Below are 23,301 nucleotides of genomic sequence, written 5' to 3'. Positions count from 1 at the left end.
CCTCTCTCAGCTCTGCGCCGCGGACATGACGGCCTCGTCGACGTCGCGGCCCTCGGCCTCGGCCTTGGCCATGGCGTCCAGGACGCGCCGGTAGTCGCGCGGCATGATCTTGGTGAAGCGGGCGGCGGCGGCGTCCCAGCCGTCCAGCAGCCGCCGGGCGACGGCGGAGCCGGTCTCGGCCAGGTGCCGCTCCACCAGCGTCCGGACGGACTCCGCGTCGGCGGCGTCGAGCGGCTCCAGGTCGACCATCTCGCCGTTGACCCGCTCGGGCACCAGGTCCAGGACGTAGGCGATGCCGCCGGACATGCCGGCCGCGAGGTTGCGCCCGGTCCGGCCGAGGATCACCGCGCGGCCCCCGGTCATGTACTCGCAGGCGTGGTCGCCGACGCCCTCGACGACGGCGGTGGCGCCGGAGTTGCGGACGCAGAACCGCTCCCCGACGACGCCGCGGGCGAACAGCTCGCCGGACGTCGCGCCGTACAGGATGACGTTGCCGCCGATGATCTGCTCCTCGGCCGCGAACCCGGCGTCCGCCGGCGGCGCCAGCGTGAGCCGCCCGCCGGACAGGCCCTTGCCGACGTAGTCGTTGGCGTCGCCGACGAGCCGCAGCGTGATGCCGCGGGGCGCGAACGCGCCGAACGAGTTGCCCGCCGACCCGGTGAAGGTGACGTCGATCGTCCCGTCGGGCAGGCCCGCGCCGCCCCACTTCTTGGTCAGCTCGTGGCCGAGCATGGTGCCGACCGTCCGGTTGACGTTGCGGATCGGCAGTTCCAGCTTGACCGGGTCGCCGAACGAGAGCGCGCCCTCGGCGAGCTGGATCAGGGTGTTGTCGAGCGCCTTCTCCAGCCCGTGGTCCTGCACGGCGGTGCGGCGCAGCGACGCGCCGTCCGCGACCTCGGGGGTGTGCAGGATCGGGGTCAGGTCCAGGCCGGAGGCCTTCCAGTGGTCGACGGCCTCGCGCATGTCGATCGTGTCGACCTGCCCGATCGCCTCGTCCAGCGAGCGGAACCCGAGGGCCGCCAGGTACTCGCGGACCTCCTCTGCGACGAACTCGAAGAAGTTCACCACGAACTCGGGCTTGCCGGAGAACCGCTGCCGCAGCACGGGGTTCTGCGTGGCGACGCCGACGGGGCAGGTGTCCAGGTGGCAGACCCGCATCATGATGCAGCCCGACACCACCAGCGGCGCGGTCGCGAAGCCGTACTCCTCGGCGCCGAGGAGCGCGGCGATGACCACGTCCCGGCCGGTCTTCATCTGCCCGTCGGTCTGCACGACGATGCGGTCGCGCAGGCCGTTCAGCAGCAGCGTCTGCTGCGTCTCGGCGAGGCCGAGCTCCCAGGGGGCGCCGGCGTGCTTGAGCGACGTCAGCGGGGACGCGCCGGTGCCGCCGTCGTGCCCGGAGATCAGCACCACGTCGGCGTGCGCCTTGGACACCCCGGCCGCGACCGTGCCGACCCCGACCTCGGCGACGAGCTTGACGTGCACGCGCGCCGCCGGGTTGGCGTTCTTCAGGTCGTGGATGAGCTGCGCCAGGTCCTCGATCGAGTAGATGTCGTGGTGCGGCGGCGGCGAGATGAGGCCGACGCCCGGGGTGGAGTGCCGGGTCTTGGCGATCCACGGGTAGACCTTGTGGCCGGGCAGCTGCCCGCCCTCGCCGGGCTTGGCGCCCTGCGCCATCTTGATCTGGATGTCGTCGGCGTTGGTGAGGTACTCCGAGGTCACGCCGAACCGGCCGGACGCGACCTGCTTGATGGCACTGCGCCGCAGGTCGCCGTTCTCGTCCGGGGTGAAGCGCGCCGGGTCCTCGCCGCCCTCGCCGGTGTTGGACTTGCCGCCGAGCCGGTTCATCGCGATCGCGAGGGTCTCGTGCGCCTCCGCGGAGATGGACCCGTACGACATCGCGCCGGTGGAGAACCGCTTGACGATCTCCGCGACCGGCTCGACCTCCTCGATCGGCACCGGCTCCCGCTCGCCCTCCTTGAGCCGGAACAGCCCGCGCAGCGTCATCAGCTTCTCGGCCTGCGCGTCGACCTTGGCGGTGTACTCCTTGAAGATCTCGTAGCGGCGGGTCCGGGTGGCGTGCTGGAGCTTGAACACCGTGTCCGGGTTGAACAGGTGCGGCTCGCCCTCGCGGCGCCACTGGTACTCGCCGCCGACCTCCAGGGTGCGGTGCGCGAGGTCGTTGCCGCCCGGCGGGTAGGCGCGGGCGTGCCGCTGCGCGACCTCCCGGGCCAGCACCCCGAACCCGACGCCGCCGAGCCGGGACGTGGTGCCGGTGAAGCAGCGCGCCACGACGTCCTCGCCGAGGCCGATCGCCTCGAAGATCTGCGCGCCGGTGTAGGACGCGACCGTGGACACGCCCATCTTCGACATGACCTTCAGGACGCCCTTGCCGTACGCCTTCACCAGGTTCCGGACGGCCTTCGCCGGCTCCAGGCCCTCGATCGCCCCGCCGCGGACCAGGTCCTCGACGGTCTCGATCGCCAGGTACGGGTTGATCGCGGACGCGCCGTACCCGATGAGCAGCGCCATGTGGTGGCACTCGCGGGCCTCGCCCGTCTCGATCACCAGGCCGGTCCGGGTGCGGGTCTTCTCCCGGATCAGGTGGTGGTGGACCGAGCCGGTGAGCAGCAGCGACGGGATCGCGGCGCGGGCGGAGTCGGCGCCGCGGTCCGACAGCACGATGATGCGGGCGCCGGCCGCGATGGCGCGGCTCACCTCGGAGTTGATCTCCTCCAGGCGGGCCTCCAGGGCCTCTCCGCCGCCGGCGACCTCGTACAGGCCCTGCACGACGTGGGCCTGCAGGTGCGGCAGCGACCCCTCGTCGTCGATGTGGATGATCTTGGACAGCTCGTCGTTGTCCAGGATCGGGGTGGGGAGCACGAGCCGGCGGCACGAGTCCGGGCCGGGCTCCAGCAGGTTGCCCTCCGGGCCGAGCGTGGACTGCAGCGAGGTGACGAGCTCCTCGCGGATCGCGTCCAGCGGCGGGTTCGTGACCTGCGCGAACAGCTGCTTGAAGTAGTCGAACAGCAGCCGCGGCCGCTCCGACAGGACCGCGATCGGGGTGTCGGTGCCCATCGACCCGATCGGCTCGGCGCCCGTCCTCGCCATCGGCGTCAGGATGATCCGCTGCTCTTCGAGGGTGTAGCCGAACGTCTGCTGCCGCCGGACCAGCGTCTCGTGCGTCGGGATCTCCCGCTCGCGCTGCGGCAGCTCCTCGAACCGGACGAGGCCCTCGTGCAGCCATTCGCCGTACGGGTGCTCGGCGGCCAGCTCGGCCTTGACCTCGTCGTCCTCGACGATCCGCCCGGCGGCGGTGTCCACGAGGAAGATCTTGCCGGGCTGGAGCCGGCCCTTGCGGACGACCTTGCTCGCCGGGATGTCGAGCACGCCGGCCTCGCTGGCCAGCACGACCAGGCCGTCGTCGGTCACCCAGTACCGGCCGGGGCGCAGCCCGTTGCGGTCCAGGACGGCGCCGACCACGGTCCCGTCGGTGAAGCTGACGCTGGCGGGGCCGTCCCAGGCCTCCATCAGCGTGGAGTGGAACTCGTAGAAGGCCCGGCGGGCCGGGTCCATCTCGGTGTGGTTCTCCCACGCCTCCGGGATCATCATCAGCACCGCGTGCGGCAGCGACCGGCCGCCGAGGTGCAGCAGCTCCAGGCACTCGTCGAACGAGGCGGTGTCGGACGCCTCGATGTCGATCACCGGGAAGATCCGGGACAGGTCGCCGGGCAGCAGGTCGGACTTCAGCAGCGCCTCGCGGGCCCGCATCCAGTTCCGGTTGCCCTTCACCGTGTTGATCTCGCCGTTGTGGGCGATGAACCGGTACGGGTGGGCCAGCTCCCAGGCGGGGAACGTGTTGGTCGAGAACCGCGAGTGCACCAGGGCGATCGCGCTGGTGAAGCGGCGGTCCGACAGGTCGGGGAAGAACGGCTCCAGCTGCGGGGTCGTCAGCATCCCCTTGTAGACGATCGTGCGGCTGGACAGGCTCGGGAAGTACACGCGGACGTCCTGCTCGGCGCGCTCGCGCATGCAGAACACGGCGCGGTCCAGCTCCAGGCCGGTCTTGCCCGCGTGCGGCCCGCCGGCGGCGGCGGAGACGAACAGCTGCGCGAAGTGCGGCATGACGCGCCGCGCGGCCGGGCCCGTGAAGTCGGGGTCGTGCGGCAGCTCGCGCCAGCCGAGGACCGTCAGGCCCTCCTCGACGCACAGCGTCTCGATGTGCGCGACCGCCGCCGCGCGCTCGCCGCCGTCCGCCGGGAGGAAGGCGATGCCGGCCGCGTAGGCGCCGGCCGCGGGCAGCGGGAAGCCGCAGACCTCGCGGAAGAACGCGTCCGGGAGCTGGACGAGGATGCCGACGCCGTCGCCGTCGTCCGGCTCCGCGCCCACCGCACCGCGGTGGTCGAGGTTCTTCAGCACGGTCAGGGCGTTCTCGACGATCTCGTGGCTCTTGCGGCCGTGCATGTCGGCGACCATGCCGACGCCGCAGGCGTCGTGCTCGTTCGCCGGGTCGTACAGCCCCTGGGCATCGGGGCGGCCCTGTACGCGGGCAGCAGGTGTGAAGGCAGCTGAGGCCATCAACCCTCCCGTCGTCGTCTCGTGTCACTGCTTCGGTGTCAGTGCAGTCGTGGGACGACGTTGGCCCTGCTGCGGTGAGATGACATTACATCACTGTCGGGAACATGCCCGACTGCACCGGATCGCGAAACTTCCCCGCGGCGATCCGACCGCATGCCATCTCGGAGTGGTTTAGACCAAGGCTAGTGCCGGGCTCGGGCCGGGCACCGCGCTGACCTGGGTGAGCATCATCACCGAACCGGCACGTTTACCCGGATATTCCGGCGATCTACCGAAAATTTCCGCCGTCCGGGGCTCCGTGGCGGCGCCGGACGCGGGCTGCCCGGACGCGGGCTGCCCGGAGGCGGGCTGCCCGGAGGCGGGCTACTCGGAGGCGCGGGCGGCGCGGCCGAGCACCGCCGGGGACTTGCCGCCCTCGATCAGCAGCGACAGCAGCGTCTCGTCGGTCGCGGTGCCCTTGCCGTCCAGCCGCGCCGCCCACGAGACCACGGCGAAGTGGCCCATGGCGAGGCCGCGCGCCATGCCGAAGCCGCGGCCGAAGTCGTCCAGCGGCTCGGGGGCCTCCAGCGGCCGGACGAAGCCGGCGCCGATCGTGTGCTCCAGCCGGGCGACGAACCGGTCCGCGTCCGCCGAGCCGTTCAGGTTGAACACCGCGACGGCCAGCCCGTAGCCGCGCTTCGGGTCGGAGTAGACGGCCCGCGCCGCCTGCGTGCAGCCGCCCCTGCCCAGCTCGGCGCCCACGCTGCCGCCCCACACGGCGGCGGCGCAGTCGGCGTCCAGCCGCTTGGCGCGCAGCTTCACCTTCACCTCGCCGTCCGGGACGGCCAGCGTCGCCGCCTCCGGCGGGAACGCCTCCGCGGCCGTCAGCGGCTCGGGGTCGGACCCGCGGGCGGCGATCCCGCCGTACGCCGACGTCGAGGGGGAGCTGGAGTAGGAGGTCGGGGACGGCCCGTTCCCCGCCGGCTTCCCGATCTTGGCGTTCGCCGCGCTGCCCGCCGCGGGACCGTTCCCGTCGCGGAACACGACGACCGCGGCGAGCCCGATCAGCACGAGCACGCCGAGCGCGGCGGCGGCGCCGAAGTACAGCCGCGGGCCGAGCCCGGCGACGAGGCCGGCGAGCCCTCCCGAGCCGGCCGGTTCGCCCTCCTGGTCGGGCCGCTTCGGCCGTTTCGGCCTCCTGGCCTGCTTGGACCGATCGGGTCGGCCGGGGCGGTCCTGCCGCTTCGCCTTGCCGGACCGCTTCGGCTTGCGCCCGCCGGAGCGGGGAGCCGGGACGGCCTCGTACGGCTCCCCGTACTCCTCGTCGTACCGCTCGTCATGCCGCTCGTCGTAGGCGGGCTCCGCGTAGGGGGCCGGCTCGTACGGCGCCTCGGCATGGGGCGGCGGCGCGTCGTCGTAGGACGGTGCGGGAGGCGGGACGGGGCGCTCGCGGCGCGGGGCCGGCCGGGGCGACGGGCCGCCGCGGCGCGGGCCGCCCATGCGGGCGGGCGCCGTCCTGCGCGGGCCGGGGCGGCCGCGGCCCTGCTGCCGGCTCACCGGCGCTCGGCCGCGTCCGCCGCGGCGGGGTTCATCGGGGTCCACGAGCGCGCAGACTACTGCCCGCCGGCCGGTGACACGCCCGCGTGCGGGCCGGTCACTGCCCGGGCCTTCCGGCGGAGGCCAGGTCGAGCCGCCCGTAGAGGAAGTCGGCGGCGTTCTCGATGACCAGGCTCACATCGATCATCTCGTTGAGCGAGGCGGGCTGCGCGCCGCCGGCCCGCTGCACCCATGTGAGCACGGCGTAGTGGCCGTAGGTCTTGGCGTAGGCGGCGCTGAACCCGGACCCGAACGCCGGGACGCCCGCGGCCTTCAGCGGCGTGATCCAGCCGGCGCCGGTCGCCGGGTCCAGGTCGCGCAGGATCTGCTTGACGCCGTCCTCGGTCTCCATGTTCAGCACGATGAACTGGCCGACGTGCTTCTTGTCGGCGCTCACGTAGGCGGCGCGGGCGAGCTGGCTGCAGCCGTGCTTGGCGAGGTCGGCCTGCAGCCGGGAGCCCCAGGTGCCGTCCTTGCAGTCGGCGGACAGCTTGGAGGAGGCCAGCGCGAACGAGTAGGCGCCGTTCTTGAGGGCCTTGGCGCCGAACGCCTCGCCCTCGGTGACCGCCCGCTTGTCGGCGGTGCGGGACGCGATCTGGCTGAAGCCCTCGCCCAGGTAGTCCGGCGTGTAGGCGGTCGGCACCGCCGTCTTCGGCGCGGCCTCCTCACCGCCGCCCCCGGTCAGCAGGACCACCGCCACCGCGGCGACGATCACCGCGACCAGCGCGGCGGCACCGCCGAAGAGCAGCTTCGGACTGGGGAGCTTGCGGCCGGGCTTGTCCTCCGGCCAGAAGTCCCGCCCGCCGCCCTGCTGGGCGGCCTCGGCGGAACCCGTGTCACGAGCCTCGATCACGCCCCGGAGCTTAGCGGTCCGGGCGGCCCCCGCGGGGCCAAAAGGGCTTTTCGTCCAGATTCCTTGGAGCTACAGGCCGTTGGTCCCGATCAGCGCGCCGACGGCGTAGGTGATGCCCGCGGCGGCGGCGCCGAACAGCAGCTGCCGCGTCCCGCCGAACCACCACGGCCGGGCGGTGATCCGCGACACCAGCGCCCCGGCCAGGAACAGGCCGAGGGCCGCAACGATCGCCGCGGGCCACAGCGAGGTGGCGCCCAGCAGGTACGGCAGCACCGGCAGCACCGCGCCGATCGCGAACGACAGGAACGACGAGCCCGCCGCCAGCACCGGCGACGGCAGGTCGCCGGGGGTCACCCCGAGCTCCTCCCGGGTGTGCACCTCCAGCGCCTCGTCGGGGTCGCGCGACAGCTGCCGGGCGACCTCCGCGGCGGTCTCCGGGTCGACGCCGCGGGCCTCGAAGACCTCGGCGAGCTCGCGCTCCTCGGCGACCGGGTGGCGGGCGAGCTCCAGCCGCTCGACCTCGATCTCCGCCTCGGCCAGCTCCGACTGGGAGGCGACGGAGATGTACTCCCCCGCCGCCATCGAGAACGCGCCCGCCGCCAGGCCGGCGAGGCCGGCCAGCAGCACGACCTTCCGGTCCACCTGGCCGCCCGCGACGCCCGCGATCAGCGCGAAGTTGGACACCAGGCCGTCCATCGCGCCGAACACCGCCGGCCGCAGCCAGCCCCCGGTCACGTCGCGGTGCTGGTGGTGCCGCTCGGGCATCACCCCGCCCCTGCGGCCGGTCGTCTCCCCCGCGTCCGCCATCGCCCCCTACTTCCCGTCCCGGACGGGCTCTCCCTTCTCCGCCCCGGCGGACTCGGCGGCACCGTCGTCCTCATTGTCCGCGATCTCCGCCGCGGGCTCGGGGGCGGGGTCGGCCTCAGCCTCGGGTTCGGGGTCGGTGCCGGGGCCGGTGTCGACGGCGTCCTCAGGGGCCTTCTCGGGCGTGTCCGCGGGGGCGTCCTCCTCGGAACGCGCCTCCGTTTCGGCCGCGGCCTCAGCGTCCGGCTCAGCGCCCTTCCCGGCGTCCTCCCCGGCGTCATCCGCGGATTCGGCGGCGGGTTCGGCCTTCGCCTCCGCCTCGGGCTCCTCGGCGGGCTCCGGCTCGGCCGCCGGCGCGGCCTTCTCCGCCGCCGCGGGCGTGCCCGCCGGCTCCGGCGCGCCCCCGGCGGTGGCGGGGACGGCGCCGACGTTCTCGGGGCCGGTGCGGCCGCGGGCCAGGTACAGGTAGGCGACCGCGCCGACGAACAGGATGATCGACGTCCAGTCGTTCAGCCGCAGGCCGAGGATGTGGTGGGCGTCGTCGATGCGCAGCGCCTCGATCCAGCCGCGCCCGAGCGTGTAGGCGGCGACGTACAGGGCGAACGCGCGGCCGTGGGTGAGCTTGTAGCGGCGGTCGGCCCAGATGACGAGGACCGCGACGCCGACGCACCACAGGAACTCGTACAGGAACGTCGGGTGGTAGGTCGCGACGTCGGCGTACTTGGGATCGAGGGCGGGCCCCCCGTCCAGCATCGGGCGGTGGTTCTCGTCGATCTCCAGCGCCCAGAAGGCGTCCAGCGGACGGCCGTACAGCTCCTGGTTCCAGTAGTTGCCCCAGCGGCCGATCGCCTGCGCCAGCGCGATGCCGGGCGCCACCGCGTCGGCGAGCGCCAGCACCGAGATCCCGCGCCGCCGGCAGCCGATGACCGCGCCGACCGCGCCGAGCGCGATGGCGCCCCAGATGCCGAGGCCGCCCTTCCAGATCTCCAGCGCCCGGACGGGGTCGCCGTCCTCCCCGAAGTACCGCTGGTAGTCGGTGATCACGTGGTAGAGCCGGCCGCCGACCAGGCCGAACGGCACCGCCCACACGGCCACGTCGACGATCACGCCGGGGGCGCCGCCCTTGGCGGCCCAGCGCCGCTCGCCCAGCCAGACCGCGGCGACGATGCCAAGGATGATCATGAGGGCGTAGGCGCGGATCGGGACTGGCCCGAGCTCCCAGACGCCCTGCGAGGGACTCGGGATGGAGGCGAGCTGGTGCATGACCGTTGAACCTACCTCCTTCCGGGCGCGCCGCGCGCCCTCTCCGCCGCCCTCCCCGTCACCGCGGTGCTCCCGCCGTCACGACGCGGCCGTCCGGCTCGACGGCGCGCCGCCCGGCGCGGGCGCGCTGCCGGCCGCCTTCGCGACCGCCTCGCGCAGCTCGTCGGCCGAGCCGAGGACGTCGTCGCCGACCTTCTTGCCGTTCAGCGCCAGGTACGGGGTGGCGTCCACGCCCGACTTCCCGGCCAGGGCGCTGGCCTGGTTCACGGTCTTCATCTGCTGCTCCCCGTTGACGCAGTCGGCGAAGGACGGGTCGCGCACCCCGAGGTCGGCCGCCCAGGCGATGAGGTCCTTCGGCGGGTACCCCTTCGTGCCCTCCTCGGGCTGCTCTGCGTAGAGCCGGTCGTGGTACTTCACCCAGTGGTCGGCGGGCATGCAGGCGGCGGCGTTCGCGGCCCGCCGCGAGTTGCCCATCAGCGGCTCCTGCTGGAACAGCTGGAACGGCCGGTACACCACCTTCAGCCTGCCCTCGGCGGCGAGCTGCTTCATCGTCCCGCCGAGCCGCGCCTCCATCCCCTTGCAGGCGGGGCACTGGAAGTCCTCCCAGACGTCGAGGACGGGCGCGTTCACGCCCGGCTTCGCCATCGCGACCGAGCCGTCCTGCTGCCGGGTCGCGGGGGCGAGCGCGCCCTTGTAGTCGTCGACCGAGGGCCCGCCCCCGTCTCGGGACACGACCACCACGACCACCACGACCGCCACCGCCGCGGCCGCGACGGCCCCGAGGACGACCACCAGCGCGCGCCGCCGCCGTCCCCGGGCCGCCGCCCGTGCCCGCTCGTCCGCGAGGCGCCGCCGCGCGGACCCTCCGCTGCCCTGCTCGCTCATCGATCCCCCGATCGCCACTGTGCGTGCTCCTGGCTGTCCCGAGCGTAGCGGCGGGGGCGGCGGGCGTCCTCAGGAAGCGCCGTGCGGGCCGGGAGAGGTCACTTCCCGGCGGCGCCGGCGGCGTCGATCACGGCGCGCAGGCCCGCGGGGTTCATGACCTGGGCGGTGTCGAGCTTCTGGCCGTTCAGGAAGACCGTCGGCGTGCCGTCGACGCCGCGGTCCTGCAGCGCGTACTTGGTCATCGCGTCGACCGTGCTCTTCTTCTGCTCGTCCCGGACGCACTTCTCGAAGTTCGGGTCGGTGACGCCGACGTCCTTGCCCCACTTCACGAGGTCGTCGGGCGAGAAGCCCTTGGAGCCCTCGGCGGGCTGGAACTTGAAGAGCGCGTCATGGTAGGAGACCCACTTGTCGGCCGGGACGCACAGCGCCGCCTCGGCCGAGCGCAGCGAGTTGATCCGGACGGGGTCCTTCTGCTGGCCGAACAGGTGGAACGGCCGGTAGACGACCTTGACCTTGCCCTCCAGCGCGAGCTGCTGGACGGTCTTGCCGGTCGCCTCCTCGAACTGCTTGCAGATCGGGCACTGGAAGTCCTCGAAGATCTCCAGCTCCGGCTTGGTGACGCCGGCCTTGGCCATCACGATGGACCCGTCGGCCTGCCGGCTGACGGGCGCGAGGGGGCCCTGGTGGGCCTCGGCGCGGCCGTTCTTGTTCTTCTGGTCGACGATGAGGACGGCGGCGACCACGACGAGCGCCACCGCCACCACCGATCCGAGGACGATAGCGAGCAGCCGCCGCTGCTTGTTCCGCGCCGCCTGCCGCTTGCGCTCGGCGGCCAGGCGCTCCCTCGCGGACCGCTCTCGTGCGGCCTTGCTCATTGGTTCTCCTATGCGTGCGGGACCCGGCGCCGCCGTCGGTGCGGCGCGGTTACGGCGAGATTAGTCGACTTGACCGATCCGTCGGAATTCATCGGCCAGGACGAGGAGGAACAGCAGGACGGTGATGACGTGGACCCCGGTGCACCACAGGCAGATCTTGTGCAGGACCGCCAACTCGACGGTGACGAGGTAGACGACCATCAGCACGCCGACGGAGACGCCGGCCACCCGGGCCCAGCGCAGCGGCGGCCACGTCGAGCGCAGCGCCCAGGGGGTCAGCAGCGCGCAGAACCCGACGAAGAACGCCAGGCCCAGCAGCGGCATGGGGATGCCGGCCAGGGTGGAGTACTCGCTCGTGGTGACCGCGTGGCAGTCGATCGTCGAGGACGCGGAGCAGACCAGCGCGCCCTCGTCGTAGTGGGTGATCGTCAGGTAGACGGAGATCCCGAGGCCGCCGAGCGTCAGCAGCCAGGCCGCGACCTGGAACCACGCGGGGGGCAGCGGCGGCGGTGCCGCCTCCGCCCGGCCCTTGGCCGTCATCTCTTGCGTCATCGTGATCCTTCCGGGACCGCCTCCTCCGGCGATCACACCCTACGGGAGCGCGGCGCCACTACGAGCATGAACTCGGCGGCGGCCGCGCCGAGTTCCCGGCGACCGGCGGGACCCGCACGGATACGGCTTTTGCGCCGTCCGCACGGGTACCGCCGGCATGTCCGGAACGCGGTCAGCGGGCGGCGCGGACGCCCGCCGCGAGCTCCTCGGTCAGCGACCGGACCCCGGCCAGGCCGGAGGCGAGGTCGGGGGCGTCCAGGATGCGGCGGCTGAACGCCGACCCGACGATCACCCCGTCGGCGAACCCGGCGACCTCGGCGGCCTGCGCGCCGGTGCCGACGCCGAGCCCGAGCCCGACCGGCAGCCCGGTCCCGCTCCTGCCGATGGCCGCGCGGGTGCGCTCCACCAGCCGCGGGGCGCCGGTGTCCAGGGCCGAGCGGGCGCCGGTGACGCCCATCAGCGAGGCCGCGTACACGAAGCCGCGGGACGCCGCGGTGACCGTCTCGATGCGCTCGTCGGTGGAGCTGAGCGCGACGAGGAACACCCGGTCGAGGCCGTGCGCGTCCGACGCCTCCAGCCACTCGCCGCCCTCCTCGGGCGTGAGGTCGGGGGTGATCAGGCCGGCCCCGCCGGCGGCGGCGAGGTCGCGCGCGAACCGGTCGACGCCGTAGCGGTCGACGGGGTTCCAGTACGTCATGACGAGGACCGGGACGCCGGTCGCCGCGACGGCCTCGACCGTCGCGAACACGTCGGCGATGCGGACACCGCCGACGAGGGCCCGGTGGACGGCGTCCTGGATGGTGGGGCCGTCCATCAGCGGGTCGCTGTAGGGCAGCCCGATTTCGATGGCGTCGCAGCCCGCGTCGACCATGGTCTTCATGGCCTCGATGGCGCCGTCGCGGGTGGGGAACCCGGCGGGCAGGTACCCCACGAGCGCGGCGCGCCCCTCGGCACCGGCCTTCTCGTAGGCGGTCCGGACGCTCACTGGCTCTCCCCCTCGGGCATCAGGCCGAAGTAGGAGGCGGCCGTGTGCATGTCCTTGTCGCCGCGGCCGGACAGGCAGACCACGATCACGGCGTCCGGGCCGAGCTCCGCGCCGACCTTGAGCGCGCCGGCGAGCGCGTGCGCGGACTCGATGGCCGGGATGATGCCCTCGGTACGGCAGAGCAGCGAGAAGGCGTCCATCGCCTCCGCGTCGGTGATCTCCCGGTACTCGGCGCGGCCGGTGTCGCGCAGCCACGAGTGCTCGGGGCCGACGCCCGGGTAGTCGAGCCCGGCGGAGATCGAGTGGGTCTCCAGGGTCTGGCCCTCGTCGTCCTGCAGCAGGTAGGTCCGCATGCCGTGGATGACGCCGAGGGAGCCGCCGACGAGCGTCGCGGCGTGCCTGCCGGACGCGACGCCGTCGCCGCCCGCCTCGAACCCGTACAGCCGGACCGACGCGTCCGGGATGAAGGCGTGGAAGGCGCCGATCGCGTTGGAGCCGCCGCCGACGCAGGCGACGACCGCGTCCGGCAGGGCGCCGGTCATGTCGAGGCACTGCCGCCGCGCCTCGACGCCGATGACGCGCTGCAGGTCGCGGACCATCATCGGGTACGGGTGCGGGCCCATGGTCGAGCCGATGCAGTAGTGGGTGTCCTCGACGGTGGCGACCCAGTCGCGGAACGCCTCGTTGCAGGCGTCCTTGAGGGTGCGGCTGCCGGTCTTCACCGGGATCACCTCGGCGCCGAGCATCCGCATCCGGGCGACGTTGAGGGCCTGCCGCTCGGTGTCGACCTCGCCCATGTAGACGGTGCAGGTCAGGCCGAGGAGCGCGGCCGCGGTGGCGGTGGCCACGCCGTGCTGCCCGGCGCCGGTCTCGGCGACGACCCGGGACTTGCCCATCCGGCGGGTGAGCAGCGCCTGGCCCAGCACATTGTTGATCTTGTGCGAGCCGGTGTGGTTGAGGTCCTCGCGCTTGAGCAGCACCCGGGCGCCGCCCGCGTGCGCGGAGAAGCGCTTCGCCTCGGTCAGCAGGCTCGGACGGCCCGCGTAGTTCGCGAGGAGGTCGTCGAGCTCGCCGGTGAAGGCCGGGTCCCGCTTGGCGGCCTCGAACTCGCGGGTCAGCTCGTCCAGCGCCGCCATCAGCGCCTCGGGGGCGAACCGGCCGCCGAAGCGGCCGAAGTGGCCCGTGGCGTCGGGTACGGCTTCAGCACCGCGCGCGGCGGTGTCCATGGTCATGGGTAAACGGTCCTGTCGTGGAGAAGTGGCCAGTGGGGTCAGCGGACGCTCGACTGGCCCCGCCATCGCTCCCGGAGCGGTTCGGCCTGCATGTTCCCCACCCTATCCAGTCGGCCCGCCGCGCGCCGCTCAGCCGCTCTGCCGCAGCGCCGGGTGGGCGCCGGCGGCGACCAGGTCGGCGACGGCGGCGCGCGGGTCGCGGCCGATGACCAGGCTCTCCCCCACCAGCACGGCGTCGGCGCCGCTGGAGGCGTAGGCGAGCAGGTCGTGCGGGCCCCGCACCCCGGACTCGGCGATCTTCACGACGTCCTTGGGCAGGGTGGGCGCGACGCGGGCGAACACGCCGCGGTCGACCTTGAGGGTGCGCAGGTCGCGGGCGTTCACGCCGACGACCTTGGCGCCGGCCTCCACGGCGCGGGCCGCCTCCTCCTCGGTGTGCGCCTCGACGAGCGGGAGCAGCCCGATGGACTCGGCCCGCTCGATCAGCGAGACCAGGGCGTCCTGCGGCAGCGCGGCGACGATCAGCAGCGCCATGTCGGCGCCCGCGGCGCGCGCCTCCCACAGCTGGTAGGAGGTGACGATGAAGTCCTTGCGCAGCACGCAGACGTCGACGTTGGCGCGCACGTCGGCGAGGTCGCCGAGGCTGCCGCCGAACCGGCGCCGCTCGGTCAGCACGCTGATCACCTTGGCGCCGCCGGCCTCGTAGTCGCGGGCGAGCGCGGCGGGGTCGGCGATCGCGGCGAGCGCGCCCTTGGACGGGCTGCTGCGCTTGACCTCGGCGATGACCGAGACGCCCGGGCCGCGCAGCGCGGCGAGCGCGTCGCGCGGGGCCGGGGCGGCGGCCGCCTTCTCCTTGACGGCGTCGAGCGGGACCTCGCGCTGCCTGTCGGCGAGATCGGCCCGGACGCCCTCGATGATCTCGTCCAAAACGCTCAAGGTCGCAGGCCCCCTATTTCAGGTCGTTCCGTGCACCGATCGTAGCCGCCCCCGCCGGAGCGGCCCCCACCCGGGCGGGCCCCGGCCGCCGCCGGCCGCCCTCCCGCGCCCCCGGACGCGCCCGCCCCGCGCAGGTCACGGCGCCAGCGCCGCGGCGAACGGCAGGTTCCGGACGACCCAGTAGACGATCAGGAGCCCGACGAACGCGTACACCACCGGCGGCTTGAACAGGACGGTCCGCATCGGCAGCCCGCGCGCGGTCTGGACCGTCCAGCGCGCGTAGAGGTAGCCGAAGACCGGCAGCAGCGCGAACAGCAGCGGGTTGAGCCCGAAGGCGGTGCCCACGTCCCCGTGGGTGAGCGCGTAGACCAGGCGCGTGGCCCCGCAGCCCGGGCAGTAGTAGCCGGTCATCGCCAGGAACGGGCAGCCGGGGTAGTGCCCGGCCTCGTTGGGGTCGCCGCGCAGCGCCACGGTCAGGGCGCCGGCGGTGACGCCGGCGAGGACCGCCGCCTGCGGCAGGAGCGCTCTGAGCCGCCCCTGGCCCGGCGCGTGCGGTACGGGCCCGTACGGGTGCGCGTGCTCCTGCGAAGGGACGGGTGCGCGAGTCACAACGCCCACGATAGGCGACGTCCAGCGAGCGTCCGTGCGGGCCGCCCGACGGCCCGGGCGGCAAGTCGGCCGTCAGCCGTCAGCCGTCAGCCGTCAGCCGTCCAGGACGTAGCCGACGCCGCGGACGGTCCGGATGGGGCTGTCCCCGCCGAGTTTGGCGCGGAGCTGGGCGACGTGGACGTCCACCGTGCGGCTCCCGGCGCCGGCGCCCGGGCCCCACGCGGCGTCGAGGAGCTGCTCGCGGGTGAAGACGCGGCCGGGGTTGGCCATCAGGAACTCGAGGAGGTCGAACTCGGTGACGGTGAGGGCGACGCGGCGGCCGCCGGCCACGGCGGCCCGGCCCGGCCGGTCGAGGGCGACCGAGCCGGCCCGCAGCGGGCCCGGCTCGCCGCCGGCGCCGGCGGGGGCGCCGCGGCGCAGCGCCTCGGCGACGGCGCCGACGAGCACGCGGGGGCCGAACGGCCGGTCGACGCGGTGCTCGCCGAGCGCGCGGGCGATCGCGGGGTCGAGCGGGCCGGTGACGGCGACGACGGGCGCCGGGCAGGCCGCGGCGGCGGTGCGCCGGTACAGGTCGGCGGGCAGCGCCGCGGTGGACAGGTCGAGGACGACGACGTCGGGGCGGCTGCGCTCGGCGGCGGCGGGCGCCCGCCCGGGGTCGGCCTCGATCTCGACGGCGAAGCCCTCCCGGGCCAGGTAGCGGCGCTGCAGCTCGGCGACGGCGGGGTCGTGCTCGACGACGAGCACGAGCCCGCCCCCGTCGCCGGTCATCTCCGGCCGTTCCGGCGGGCGGTCGGGTCCTCGCCGCGGTCGAGGGAGCGCCACATCGCGGAGGGGTCGTCCGCCGGGGCGGCGCCCTTCGCGGCGGGGCCGGGCGTCCCGGCGCGCTCGTAGCGGGACGACATGCCGGGCCAGCGGGTGCCGCGCACGGCCGTGACCAGGCCGGCGACGGCGAGCAGCACGCCCCCGGTGACCGAGGCCATCCACCACAGGTTCACGTCGAGGACGGGGTCGGCGCCGAGTTTCAGCAGGGCGCTCTTGTCGCCGGCGGCGGACAGCACGTTGGACCGCTGGACGGCGGCGGCCGACGCGTAGGCGATCCCCGCCCCGAATAGCGCGATGAGGACGCCGATGCCCGCGCGCACACGGCCGCGGGTGGCGAACAGGGCGGCCAGCCCGGCGAGACCGGCCCAGCCCAGCGCGCCCGCGGCGCCGCCGAGGTCGCCGCCGGTGAGCGTCTGGCTGAAGGGGGTGATGGCGTGCTCGGCCTTGACCGTGGCCCAGGTGCGCCCGGCGGCGAGCAGGGCGAGACCCGCGCCTGCGGCGCACAGCAGCGCCGTCAGCCCGCGTTCACGCCCGGGCGTCATGACGCCCCGTCAGGACGCTCCCCGACCACGGCGGGAAGGGCGTCGGCGTCCCAGCAGGTGCGGTCGCCGGTGTGGCAGGCGGCGCCGACCTGGTCGACCTTCACCAGGACGGCGTCGGCGTCGCAGTCCAGCGCGACGGACTTGACCCACTGCTGGTGCCCGGAGCTCTCGCCCTTCACCCAGTACTCCTGCCGGCTGCGCGACCAGTAGGTGCAGCGGCCCGTGGTGAGGGTGCGGTGCAGGGCCTCGTCGTCCATCCAGCCGAGCATGAGCACCTCGCCGGTGTCGTACTGCTGGGCGATGGCGGGCACGAGGCCGTTCGGGTCGCGCTTCAGCCGCGCGGCGATCTTCGGGTCCAGGTCGCTGGACGCTCGTGGGGACATGACCGAGAGTTTATTGCAGCGGTACCGGAGGCCGACCTCGGCCGCCGCTCCCCGGCACACGAAAGGGCCCGCTCCCCTGGCGGAGGGAACGGGCCCCGACGTACGACTACGGGTGTTACAGGGGGACGACCTGGTCGGCCTGCGGACCCCGGTTACCCTGCGTCACCTCGAACTGGACGCGCTGGTTCTCGTCCAGCGTGCGGTATCCGGAGGACTGGATGGCCGAGTAGTGCACGAAGACGTCCGGCCCGCCGCCGTCGACGGCGATGAACCCGAAGCCCTTCTCGGCGTTGAACCACTTCACGGTGCCCTGCTGGGGCATGTCTTTCTCCTTGCGGCAAAACCTGGGCCCACACCTCGCGGGCCCGTGCGGTCGCTGCGGAACGCTCTCGCCCCCGGTACGGTCCCGGAAAAGCCAAAACGCCCGCTGCCATCAGTCCGCGGGCGTCTGCACGATCGAGAACCACGACTGCAACCGACCGCCCCACAGTATCACCGGTTCCGCGTAAAGCGGAGGAGCCGCAAGGCACGCGATTCTCCTCTCGGCGAACCCTGCCGTTACCTGCCCGTTAAAGACTCCAACCGGTCTCGGTCAGGCTCTTGACAGCGTCCGTGGCCCCGGTGAGGCGGACGTCCGCGACGTCGCGGCGGCCCAGTGCCCAGAGGACGAGTTCGCCGACCGGGCCGTGCACGCGCACGGCTCCGCGGGCGCCCCGGCCCCGTCCGGGCACTCTCAGGCCGCGGCCGTCGGGTTGCACCAGCGTTACTTCGACCTGAACTTTTCTTAGGACAAAGCGGGCAATTTTTATCCGTCGCCAGAGCACTTCCTCGAGTTCCGGCGAGATCTCCCGGGGCTCCCAGTCGGGACGCGCGCGCAGGACGTCCTCATGGTGCACAAAGAACTCGACACCGTTCGCGCTTTTGTCGACTCCGGGAAGCGCGTAGGGGGAGAACTTCGCCGGTCCGTCCCGAAAGCGTTCCACCAGCCGCTCGAACGGGACGGCGCGCGCGGTGCGGCGCCGGACGCGCTCGGTGTAGAAGGCCAGCGGCGGCAGCAGTATTCCGGGCGCGGCGTCCGGGCGGTCCTCCCGGACGACCAGATGGGCGGCCAGATCACGGGCGGTCCAGCCGGCGCACTTGGTGGCGGCGTCGGGCCCCGCGGCGGCCAGCGCGCCGGCGAGCAGCAGGCGCTCGCGCCGGACGGGCCCCGGCCCGGCCGCGCCGGGTCCGGCGGGGCCGCCGGCCGGGCGGCCCTCGGATGCGCTCATCCCTTGATCGTAGGCGGTGCGGGTCCGGCCGGGAATAAGCGCCGCGGCCGGATGGTAGGCATGTGCAGGCCCGAAGATCCCCGCGCCCCGGCCGCCGGGGCTTGTCCCGGGCGCCGCCGTGATCGAGGAGTCGCCGTGCCACCTGCGTCCAGACGCGTCAGCCCACACGTGCTCAGGGAGGGCATGGGCGTGCTGTGGGTCGCGGTCAAGGCCGAGCCCCGCGTCTTCACGGCGTCGGTGGTCGCGAGCGCCCTCTACGCGGCGATGACCGTGGCCACGGCGCGCGTGCTGGGCTGGGCGACGGAGCACGTCGTGCTGCCGGCCTTCGAATCGGGGCGCACGACCGCCGGGGCGCTGGCCGGCGCCGCAGCGCTGGTCATGGCGGTGGCGCTGCTGAAGGCGCTCGGCGTGGCGGGCCGCCGCTTCTACGCGGGCCTCATGCAGTACCGGATGCAGGCGTCCTACCGCCGCGCGGTGACCCGGCAGTACCTGCGGCTTCCGCTGGCCTGGCACCACCGGCACCCGACCGGGCAGCTGCTGTCGAACGCCAACGCCGACGTCGAGGCGGTGTGGGCGCCGATCGCGCCGCTGCCGATGGCGGTCGGCGTGGTGTTCATGCTGCTGATCGCCGCGGTGTCGATCCTGCTGACGGACGTGGTGGTGGCGGCGGTCGGCTTCCTGGTCTTCCCCGCCGTCGCGCTGATCAACATCGTGTACCAGCGGCGGCTGTCGCCGGTCGCGACCCGCGCGCAGCAGCTGCGCGCCGAGGTCAGCGAGGTGGCGCACGAGAGCTTCGAGGGCGGCCTGGTCGTCAAGACCCTCGGCCGGGAGGCGGCCGAGACCGCGCGGTTCCGGGAGCGGGCGGAGGCGCTGCGGGACGCCAACATCGCGGTCGGCCGGATCCGCGGGCTGTTCGACCCGGTGCTGGAGGCACTGCCGAACCTCGGCGTCCTCGCCGTGCTGCTGATCGGGTCCATGCGGCTGCAGGCCGAGGCGATGTCGCCGGGCGACCTGGTGAACGCCGCCTACCTGTTCACGCTGCTGTCGTGGCCGATCCGGGCGCTCGGCTGGGTGCTCGGCGAGGTGCCGCGCAGCGTCGTCGGCTGGGAGCGGGTCCGGCACGTGCTGGACGCGACCGGCTCCCTGCCGTTCGGGGAGGACGCGCTGGACGGCGCCGGCGGCGAGGCGACCGACCTGGAGGTCCGCGAGGTCCGCTTCGCCTACGAGGCGGACGGGGACGGCGGCGGCCCCGGCCGGCGCGTCCTGCACGACGTGTCGTTCGCCGCGTCCCCGGGGCGGACGATCGCGGTGGTCGGCCCGACGGGCTCCGGCAAGTCCACGCTGACCTCGCTGCTGGTGCGGCTCGTCGACCCGGCCGACGGCTCGGTCCTGCTGGACGGCGTCGACCTGCGCGACGTGCGGCGCGGCGGGGTCGCCGCGACGGCGGCGCTCGTCCCGCAGCAGACGTTCCTGTTCGACGACACCGTGCGCGGCAACGTGGCGCTCGGCCTCGACGTCCCCGACGAGCGGGTCTGGGAGGCGCTGCGCCTCGCGCAGGCCGAGGGGTTCGTCGCGGCCCTCGCCGACGGGCTCGACACGAAGGTGGGCGAGCGCGGGGCGACGCTGTCCGGCGGGCAGCGGCAGCGGCTCGCGCTGGCGCGCGCGCTGGTGCGGCGGCCCCGGCTGCTCGTCCTGGACGACGCGACCTCCAGCGTCGACCCGCAGGTGGAGGCGCGCATCCTGCAGAGCCTGCGGGAGGCGCAGTCGGGTGAGGCGGGCGGCGCGACCGTCGTGGTCGTCGCCTACCGCAAGGCGACGATCGCGCTGGCCGACGAGGTCGTCTACATGGAGCACGGCCGCGTCGTCGCGCGCGGCGCGCACGCCGAGCTGCTGGACAGCTCGGCGGGCTACGCCGACCTCGTGAACGCCTACGAGCGGGCCGAGGCCGAGCAGGAGGCCGTCGAGGGCGGCGAGGAGGCATTGGCATGACGGTCCTTGACGGCACGGCGACCACCGAGGGCGCGATCAGCACGCTCAGGCGGGGGCTGCGGCTGAGCCCGGAGTTCCGCGCGGGGCTCACGGGCACGCTGCTGCTCGCGCTGGTGTCGACGGCGGGGCGGGTGGTGGTGCCCGTCGCCGTCCAGCAGACGATCGACAAGGGCATCGGGCGCCCCGGCGGCCCCGACATCGCCTTCATCCGGACGGCGGTGCTGCTGTGCGCGGCGGCCGTGCTGGTGACGGCGGTGTGCGCGTACCTGATGAACGTGCGGCTCTACAGGACGTCCGAGGGCGGCCTGGCGGGGCTGCGGGTGAAGGCGTTCCGGCACGTCCACGACCTGTCGATGCTCACCCAGAGCGGGGAGCGGCGGGGCGCGCTCGTGTCGCGGGTGACCGGCGACGTCGACCAGATCAGCCAGTTCATGCAGTCCGGCGGGCTGATGTTCATCGTCTCGATCGGGCAGCTGCTCGTGGCGAGCGTGCTGATGCTGGTCTACTCCTGGCAGCTGGCGCTGCTGGTGTGGGTGGCGTTCCTGCCGCTGGCGTTCGCGCTGCGGCGCTTCCAGCGGATCCTGTCGGCGGCCTACTACCGGGTGCGGGAGCGGATGGGCGACCTGCTGGCCGCGGTCGGCGAGTCGGTCGTGGGCGCCCCGGTGATCCGCGCGTACGCGGCGGAGGAGCGCACCGGCCGCCGGGTGGACGAGACCGTCGAGTCCTACCGGTCGGCGCAGACCCGGGCGCAGGCGATGGTCGCGCTGACCTTCCCGGTCAGCGAGCTGGTCGCCGCCCTGGCGACCGCAGCGGTCGTCATCGCCGGGACGCTGCTCGGCATCGCCGGCGAGGTGTCGGCCGGCAAGCTGGTCGCCTTCCTGTTCCTGGTGACGCTGTTCGTCAGCCCGATGCAGACGGCCACCGAGGTGCTGAACGAGGCGCAGAACGCGATCGCGGGCTGGCGGCGGGTGCTCGGCGTGCTGGACACCGCCCCGGACGTCGCCGACCCGGGCGAGGCGGGCGAGACGCTGCCGCGCGGCCCGATCGAGGTGCGGTTCGAGTCGGTCGGGTTCGCCTACCCGGGCGGCCCGACCGTGCTGCACGGCGTGGACGCCGAGATCGCGCCGCGCAGCCGGATCGCGATCGTCGGGCAGACGGGCTCCGGCAAGACGACCTTCGCCAAGCTCCTCACCCGGCTGATGGACCCGGTGTCGGGCCGGGTCCTGGTGGACGGCGTGCCGCTGGACCGGGTCCGGTTCTCCTCGCTGCGCGAGCGGATCGTCATGGTGCCGCAGGACGGGTTCCTGTTCGACGCGTCCCTCGGCGACAACATCCGGTACGGGCGGCCGGACGCCCGCGACGACGACCTCGTCCTCGCGCTCACCGAACTCGGCCTCGCCGACTGGCTGGACGGCCTGCCGCGGGGCCTGGACACCCCGGTCGGGCAGCGCGGCGAGTCGCTGTCGGCCGGCGAGCGGCAGCTCGTCGCGCTGGCCCGCGCCTACATCGCCGACCCCGACCTGCTCGTGCTGGACGAGGCGACCTCGGCCGTCGACCCGGCGACGGAGGTCCGCATCCAGCGGGCCCTGGACGGCGTCACCCGCGGCCGGACGGCGATCGCCATCGCGCACCGGCTGTCCACCGCCGAGGCGGCCGACGAGGTGATCGTCTTCGAGGCGGGGCGGATCGTCCAGCGCGGCCCGCACGCCGAGCTGGTGGCGCGTCCGGGGGTCTACGCCGACCTGCACGCCTCCTGGATCGCGCAGCGGTCGCTATGAGGACGGGACAGACCTGGGGTAAAGCACTTGCCCGTTATCTGGTCCAGTGCGCATTCTGACGGGGTGAGCAACGAGGTCGTGTTGGAATCGGCGGGCACGCTGCACGGTCAGCTGCAGCGGGGGCTCGGGAGGGCCGCGCGGCGCGCGGCGGACAGGCCCGGCGCGGGCGAGTACGTGTACGCCTGCGTCCGGTCGGATCCGCGCTGGGACCGCCAGTGCGAGTCGCGGCGGCTGTACTACGCCCGGTTGATGGTGGATCTGGAGTTGCCGACCGGCCCGGTGGCCGAGCACCTGTTCGACCCGGCGGACCATACCGACCCCGACGAGTGGCGGGTGGACCTGGCGCTCGGCGTCCTCGCGGACCTGGTGCGGCTGAGCCGGCGCGAGGCGGCGGTGCCGCTGCGGCGGTACGCCGAGGAGGGCGCGCAGTGGTTCGACGCGGTGGCGGAGCTGATCGACCTTGAAGACCCGGCGCTGACGATCGGTTTGGACGAGCTGGTGGCGGCGCGCTGCGACGACGCCGACCTGGAGCTGCTGATACCCGCCGGGCGCAACCCGGTGATCGAGGCGTGGGCGGCGCGGCAGCCGCGGGTGGCCGCGGCGCTGGAGCGGCAGCGGGAGGCGGGCCGGGCGGCGCGCCGCGCGATGGCCGCGGCCCCCGGCCGGGACGCGCAGAGCGACGCCGAGCTGCTGGACCTCGCCCGGCGGCGCGGCGAGGGCGCCATCGCGGCGATCTTCGAGCTGGGCCGGCGGCGGACGCCGGCGCTGCTCGACCTGGCCGAGGAGCTGCTGCCGCAGCGGCCGAGCCGGTTCGGCGGCGCGGTGTGCCGGGCGCTGCGCGAGTACGGCCCGGAGACGCTGCCGCGGGCGCGGGCGTGGGCGGCCGAGCGCGGCGGCTGCGCCGACATGGGGCTGCGCATCCTCGCCCGGTACGGCACCCGGCAGGACATCCCGCTGCTCATGGAGGAGCTGCGCGGGGCCGTCGCCCGGCGGGAGTGGGGCGGCGCCGCGGGCCCCATCGAGGGGCTGGGGCGGCTGCGCGCCGGCGAGGCCGTCCCGCTGCTGAAGACCGCTTGGACCGAGTCGACCTACGCCTATCTGAGACCCCGCATCCTGACCGCGTTGACGAGAACGGCCCCGCACACGGCCGAGTCCTACACCGTCGAGGGGCTGTGGGACTGCGAGGACGGCGTCCGCGCCGAGGCCGCCCGGTCCGCGCCGCTCACCCGCGATACCGGGCTGCGGCTGCGGCGGCTGCACCAGGACGGCGCCGAGGACCCCGGCGTGCGCGCCGCGGCCGGCGCCCGCCTGATGACCTGACCGCCGGCCGGCCGCCGGGGGCTCCGCCGGGCGGCCGGTGAACCCCGCCGGG

General features: G+C 74.2%; 20 protein-coding genes. 3 read left to right on the top strand and 17 right to left on the bottom strand.

Annotation, left to right across the window (positions count from 1 at the left end):
- Positions 1 to 6: 6 nt before the first annotated feature.
- The 17 genes from gltB to HUT06_RS16010 form a co-directional block, all read right to left on the bottom strand.
- The gene (gene gltB / locus HUT06_RS16090; RefSeq protein ID WP_176196477.1) at positions 7 to 4,578 is read right to left on the bottom strand and encodes a glutamate synthase large subunit; all 4,572 of its coding nucleotides are present in this window, start codon (positions 4,576 to 4,578) and stop codon (positions 7 to 9) included.
- Positions 4,579 to 4,941: 363 nt separating this feature from the next.
- A complete protein-coding gene (locus HUT06_RS16085; RefSeq protein WP_176196476.1) occupies positions 4,942 to 6,159 on the bottom strand; it encodes a hypothetical protein in 1,218 nt (405 codons plus the stop codon).
- 52 nt (positions 6,160 to 6,211) lie between these two features.
- Complete coding sequence (locus tag HUT06_RS16080; protein WP_176196475.1) at positions 6,212 to 7,006, bottom strand: hypothetical protein; 795 nt, start codon at positions 7,004 to 7,006, stop codon at positions 6,212 to 6,214.
- A gap of 69 nt (positions 7,007 to 7,075) precedes the next feature.
- Positions 7,076 to 7,813: a VIT1/CCC1 transporter family protein gene (locus HUT06_RS16075; protein WP_254715209.1), complete on the bottom strand. Its 738-nt coding sequence runs from the start codon at positions 7,811 to 7,813 to the stop codon at positions 7,076 to 7,078.
- 6 nt (positions 7,814 to 7,819) lie between these two features.
- Positions 7,820 to 9,073 (bottom strand): prolipoprotein diacylglyceryl transferase, encoded by a 1,254-nt coding sequence (lgt, locus tag HUT06_RS16070; protein WP_176196474.1) that lies wholly within the window; start codon positions 9,071 to 9,073, stop codon positions 7,820 to 7,822.
- Between the two features lie 78 nt (positions 9,074 to 9,151).
- The gene (locus HUT06_RS16065; protein ID WP_254715208.1) at positions 9,152 to 9,976 is read right to left on the bottom strand and encodes a thioredoxin domain-containing protein; all 825 of its coding nucleotides are present in this window, start codon (positions 9,974 to 9,976) and stop codon (positions 9,152 to 9,154) included.
- 80 nt (positions 9,977 to 10,056) lie between these two features.
- Positions 10,057 to 10,833 (bottom strand): thioredoxin domain-containing protein, encoded by a 777-nt coding sequence (locus tag HUT06_RS16060; protein ID WP_176196473.1) that lies wholly within the window; start codon positions 10,831 to 10,833, stop codon positions 10,057 to 10,059.
- 60 nt (positions 10,834 to 10,893) lie between these two features.
- The gene (locus HUT06_RS16055; RefSeq protein ID WP_176196472.1) at positions 10,894 to 11,385 is read right to left on the bottom strand and encodes a vitamin K epoxide reductase family protein; all 492 of its coding nucleotides are present in this window, start codon (positions 11,383 to 11,385) and stop codon (positions 10,894 to 10,896) included.
- A 172-nt stretch (positions 11,386 to 11,557) separates the two neighbouring features.
- Complete coding sequence (trpA, locus tag HUT06_RS16050) at positions 11,558 to 12,370, bottom strand: tryptophan synthase subunit alpha (RefSeq protein ID WP_176196471.1); 813 nt, start codon at positions 12,368 to 12,370, stop codon at positions 11,558 to 11,560.
- Positions 12,367 to 13,602, bottom strand: a complete 1,236-nt coding sequence (gene trpB, locus HUT06_RS16045; RefSeq protein ID WP_176196470.1) for a tryptophan synthase subunit beta — start codon at positions 13,600 to 13,602, stop codon at positions 12,367 to 12,369. Before trpB ends, trpA begins: the two co-directional genes overlap by 4 nt.
- 129 nt (positions 13,603 to 13,731) lie before the next feature.
- Positions 13,732 to 14,538, bottom strand: a complete 807-nt coding sequence (gene trpC / locus HUT06_RS16040) for an indole-3-glycerol phosphate synthase TrpC (protein WP_176196469.1) — start codon at positions 14,536 to 14,538, stop codon at positions 13,732 to 13,734.
- A gap of 135 nt (positions 14,539 to 14,673) precedes the next feature.
- Entirely contained in the window at positions 14,674 to 15,147 is a 474-nt protein-coding gene (locus HUT06_RS44570) for a DUF2752 domain-containing protein (protein WP_254715207.1), read from the bottom strand.
- Between the two features lie 93 nt (positions 15,148 to 15,240).
- Positions 15,241 to 15,915, bottom strand: a complete 675-nt coding sequence (locus tag HUT06_RS16030) for a response regulator transcription factor (RefSeq protein ID WP_176196468.1) — start codon at positions 15,913 to 15,915, stop codon at positions 15,241 to 15,243.
- On the bottom strand, positions 15,912 to 16,511 hold the full coding sequence (locus HUT06_RS16025; RefSeq protein ID WP_176196467.1) for a Trp biosynthesis-associated membrane protein: 600 nt from the start codon (positions 16,509 to 16,511) through the stop codon (positions 15,912 to 15,914). Before HUT06_RS16025 ends, HUT06_RS16030 begins: the two co-directional genes overlap by 4 nt.
- On the bottom strand, positions 16,508 to 16,894 hold the full coding sequence (hisI, locus tag HUT06_RS16020; RefSeq protein ID WP_176196466.1) for a phosphoribosyl-AMP cyclohydrolase: 387 nt from the start codon (positions 16,892 to 16,894) through the stop codon (positions 16,508 to 16,510). The genes HUT06_RS16025 and hisI overlap by 4 nt, the downstream gene beginning before the upstream one ends.
- A gap of 115 nt (positions 16,895 to 17,009) precedes the next feature.
- A complete protein-coding gene (locus tag HUT06_RS16015) occupies positions 17,010 to 17,216 on the bottom strand; it encodes a cold-shock protein (RefSeq protein WP_018657218.1) in 207 nt (68 codons plus the stop codon).
- A 247-nt stretch (positions 17,217 to 17,463) separates the two neighbouring features.
- A complete protein-coding gene (locus HUT06_RS16010; RefSeq protein WP_176196465.1) occupies positions 17,464 to 18,162 on the bottom strand; it encodes a TIGR03085 family metal-binding protein in 699 nt (232 codons plus the stop codon).
- Between the two features lie 183 nt (positions 18,163 to 18,345).
- Here HUT06_RS16010 and HUT06_RS16005 point away from each other — a divergent pair, with 183 nt between their 5' ends.
- From HUT06_RS16005 to HUT06_RS15995, 3 genes are all read left to right on the top strand, one after another.
- On the top strand, positions 18,346 to 20,151 hold the full coding sequence (locus HUT06_RS16005) for an ABC transporter ATP-binding protein (RefSeq protein ID WP_254715206.1): 1,806 nt from the start codon (positions 18,346 to 18,348) through the stop codon (positions 20,149 to 20,151).
- On the top strand, positions 20,148 to 21,929 hold the full coding sequence (locus HUT06_RS16000; protein ID WP_176196463.1) for an ABC transporter ATP-binding protein: 1,782 nt from the start codon (positions 20,148 to 20,150) through the stop codon (positions 21,927 to 21,929). The genes HUT06_RS16005 and HUT06_RS16000 overlap by 4 nt, the downstream gene beginning before the upstream one ends.
- Positions 21,930 to 21,992: 63 nt before the next feature.
- Positions 21,993 to 23,249: a hypothetical protein gene (locus HUT06_RS15995; protein ID WP_254715205.1), complete on the top strand. Its 1,257-nt coding sequence runs from the start codon at positions 21,993 to 21,995 to the stop codon at positions 23,247 to 23,249.
- Positions 23,250 to 23,301: the final 52 nt, after the last annotated feature.

It is taken from the genome of Actinomadura sp. NAK00032, assembly GCF_013364275.1.
Classification (GTDB): Bacteria; Actinomycetota; Actinomycetes; order Streptosporangiales; family Streptosporangiaceae; genus Spirillospora.
This window is presented reverse-complemented; position numbering and strand designations above follow the sequence as displayed.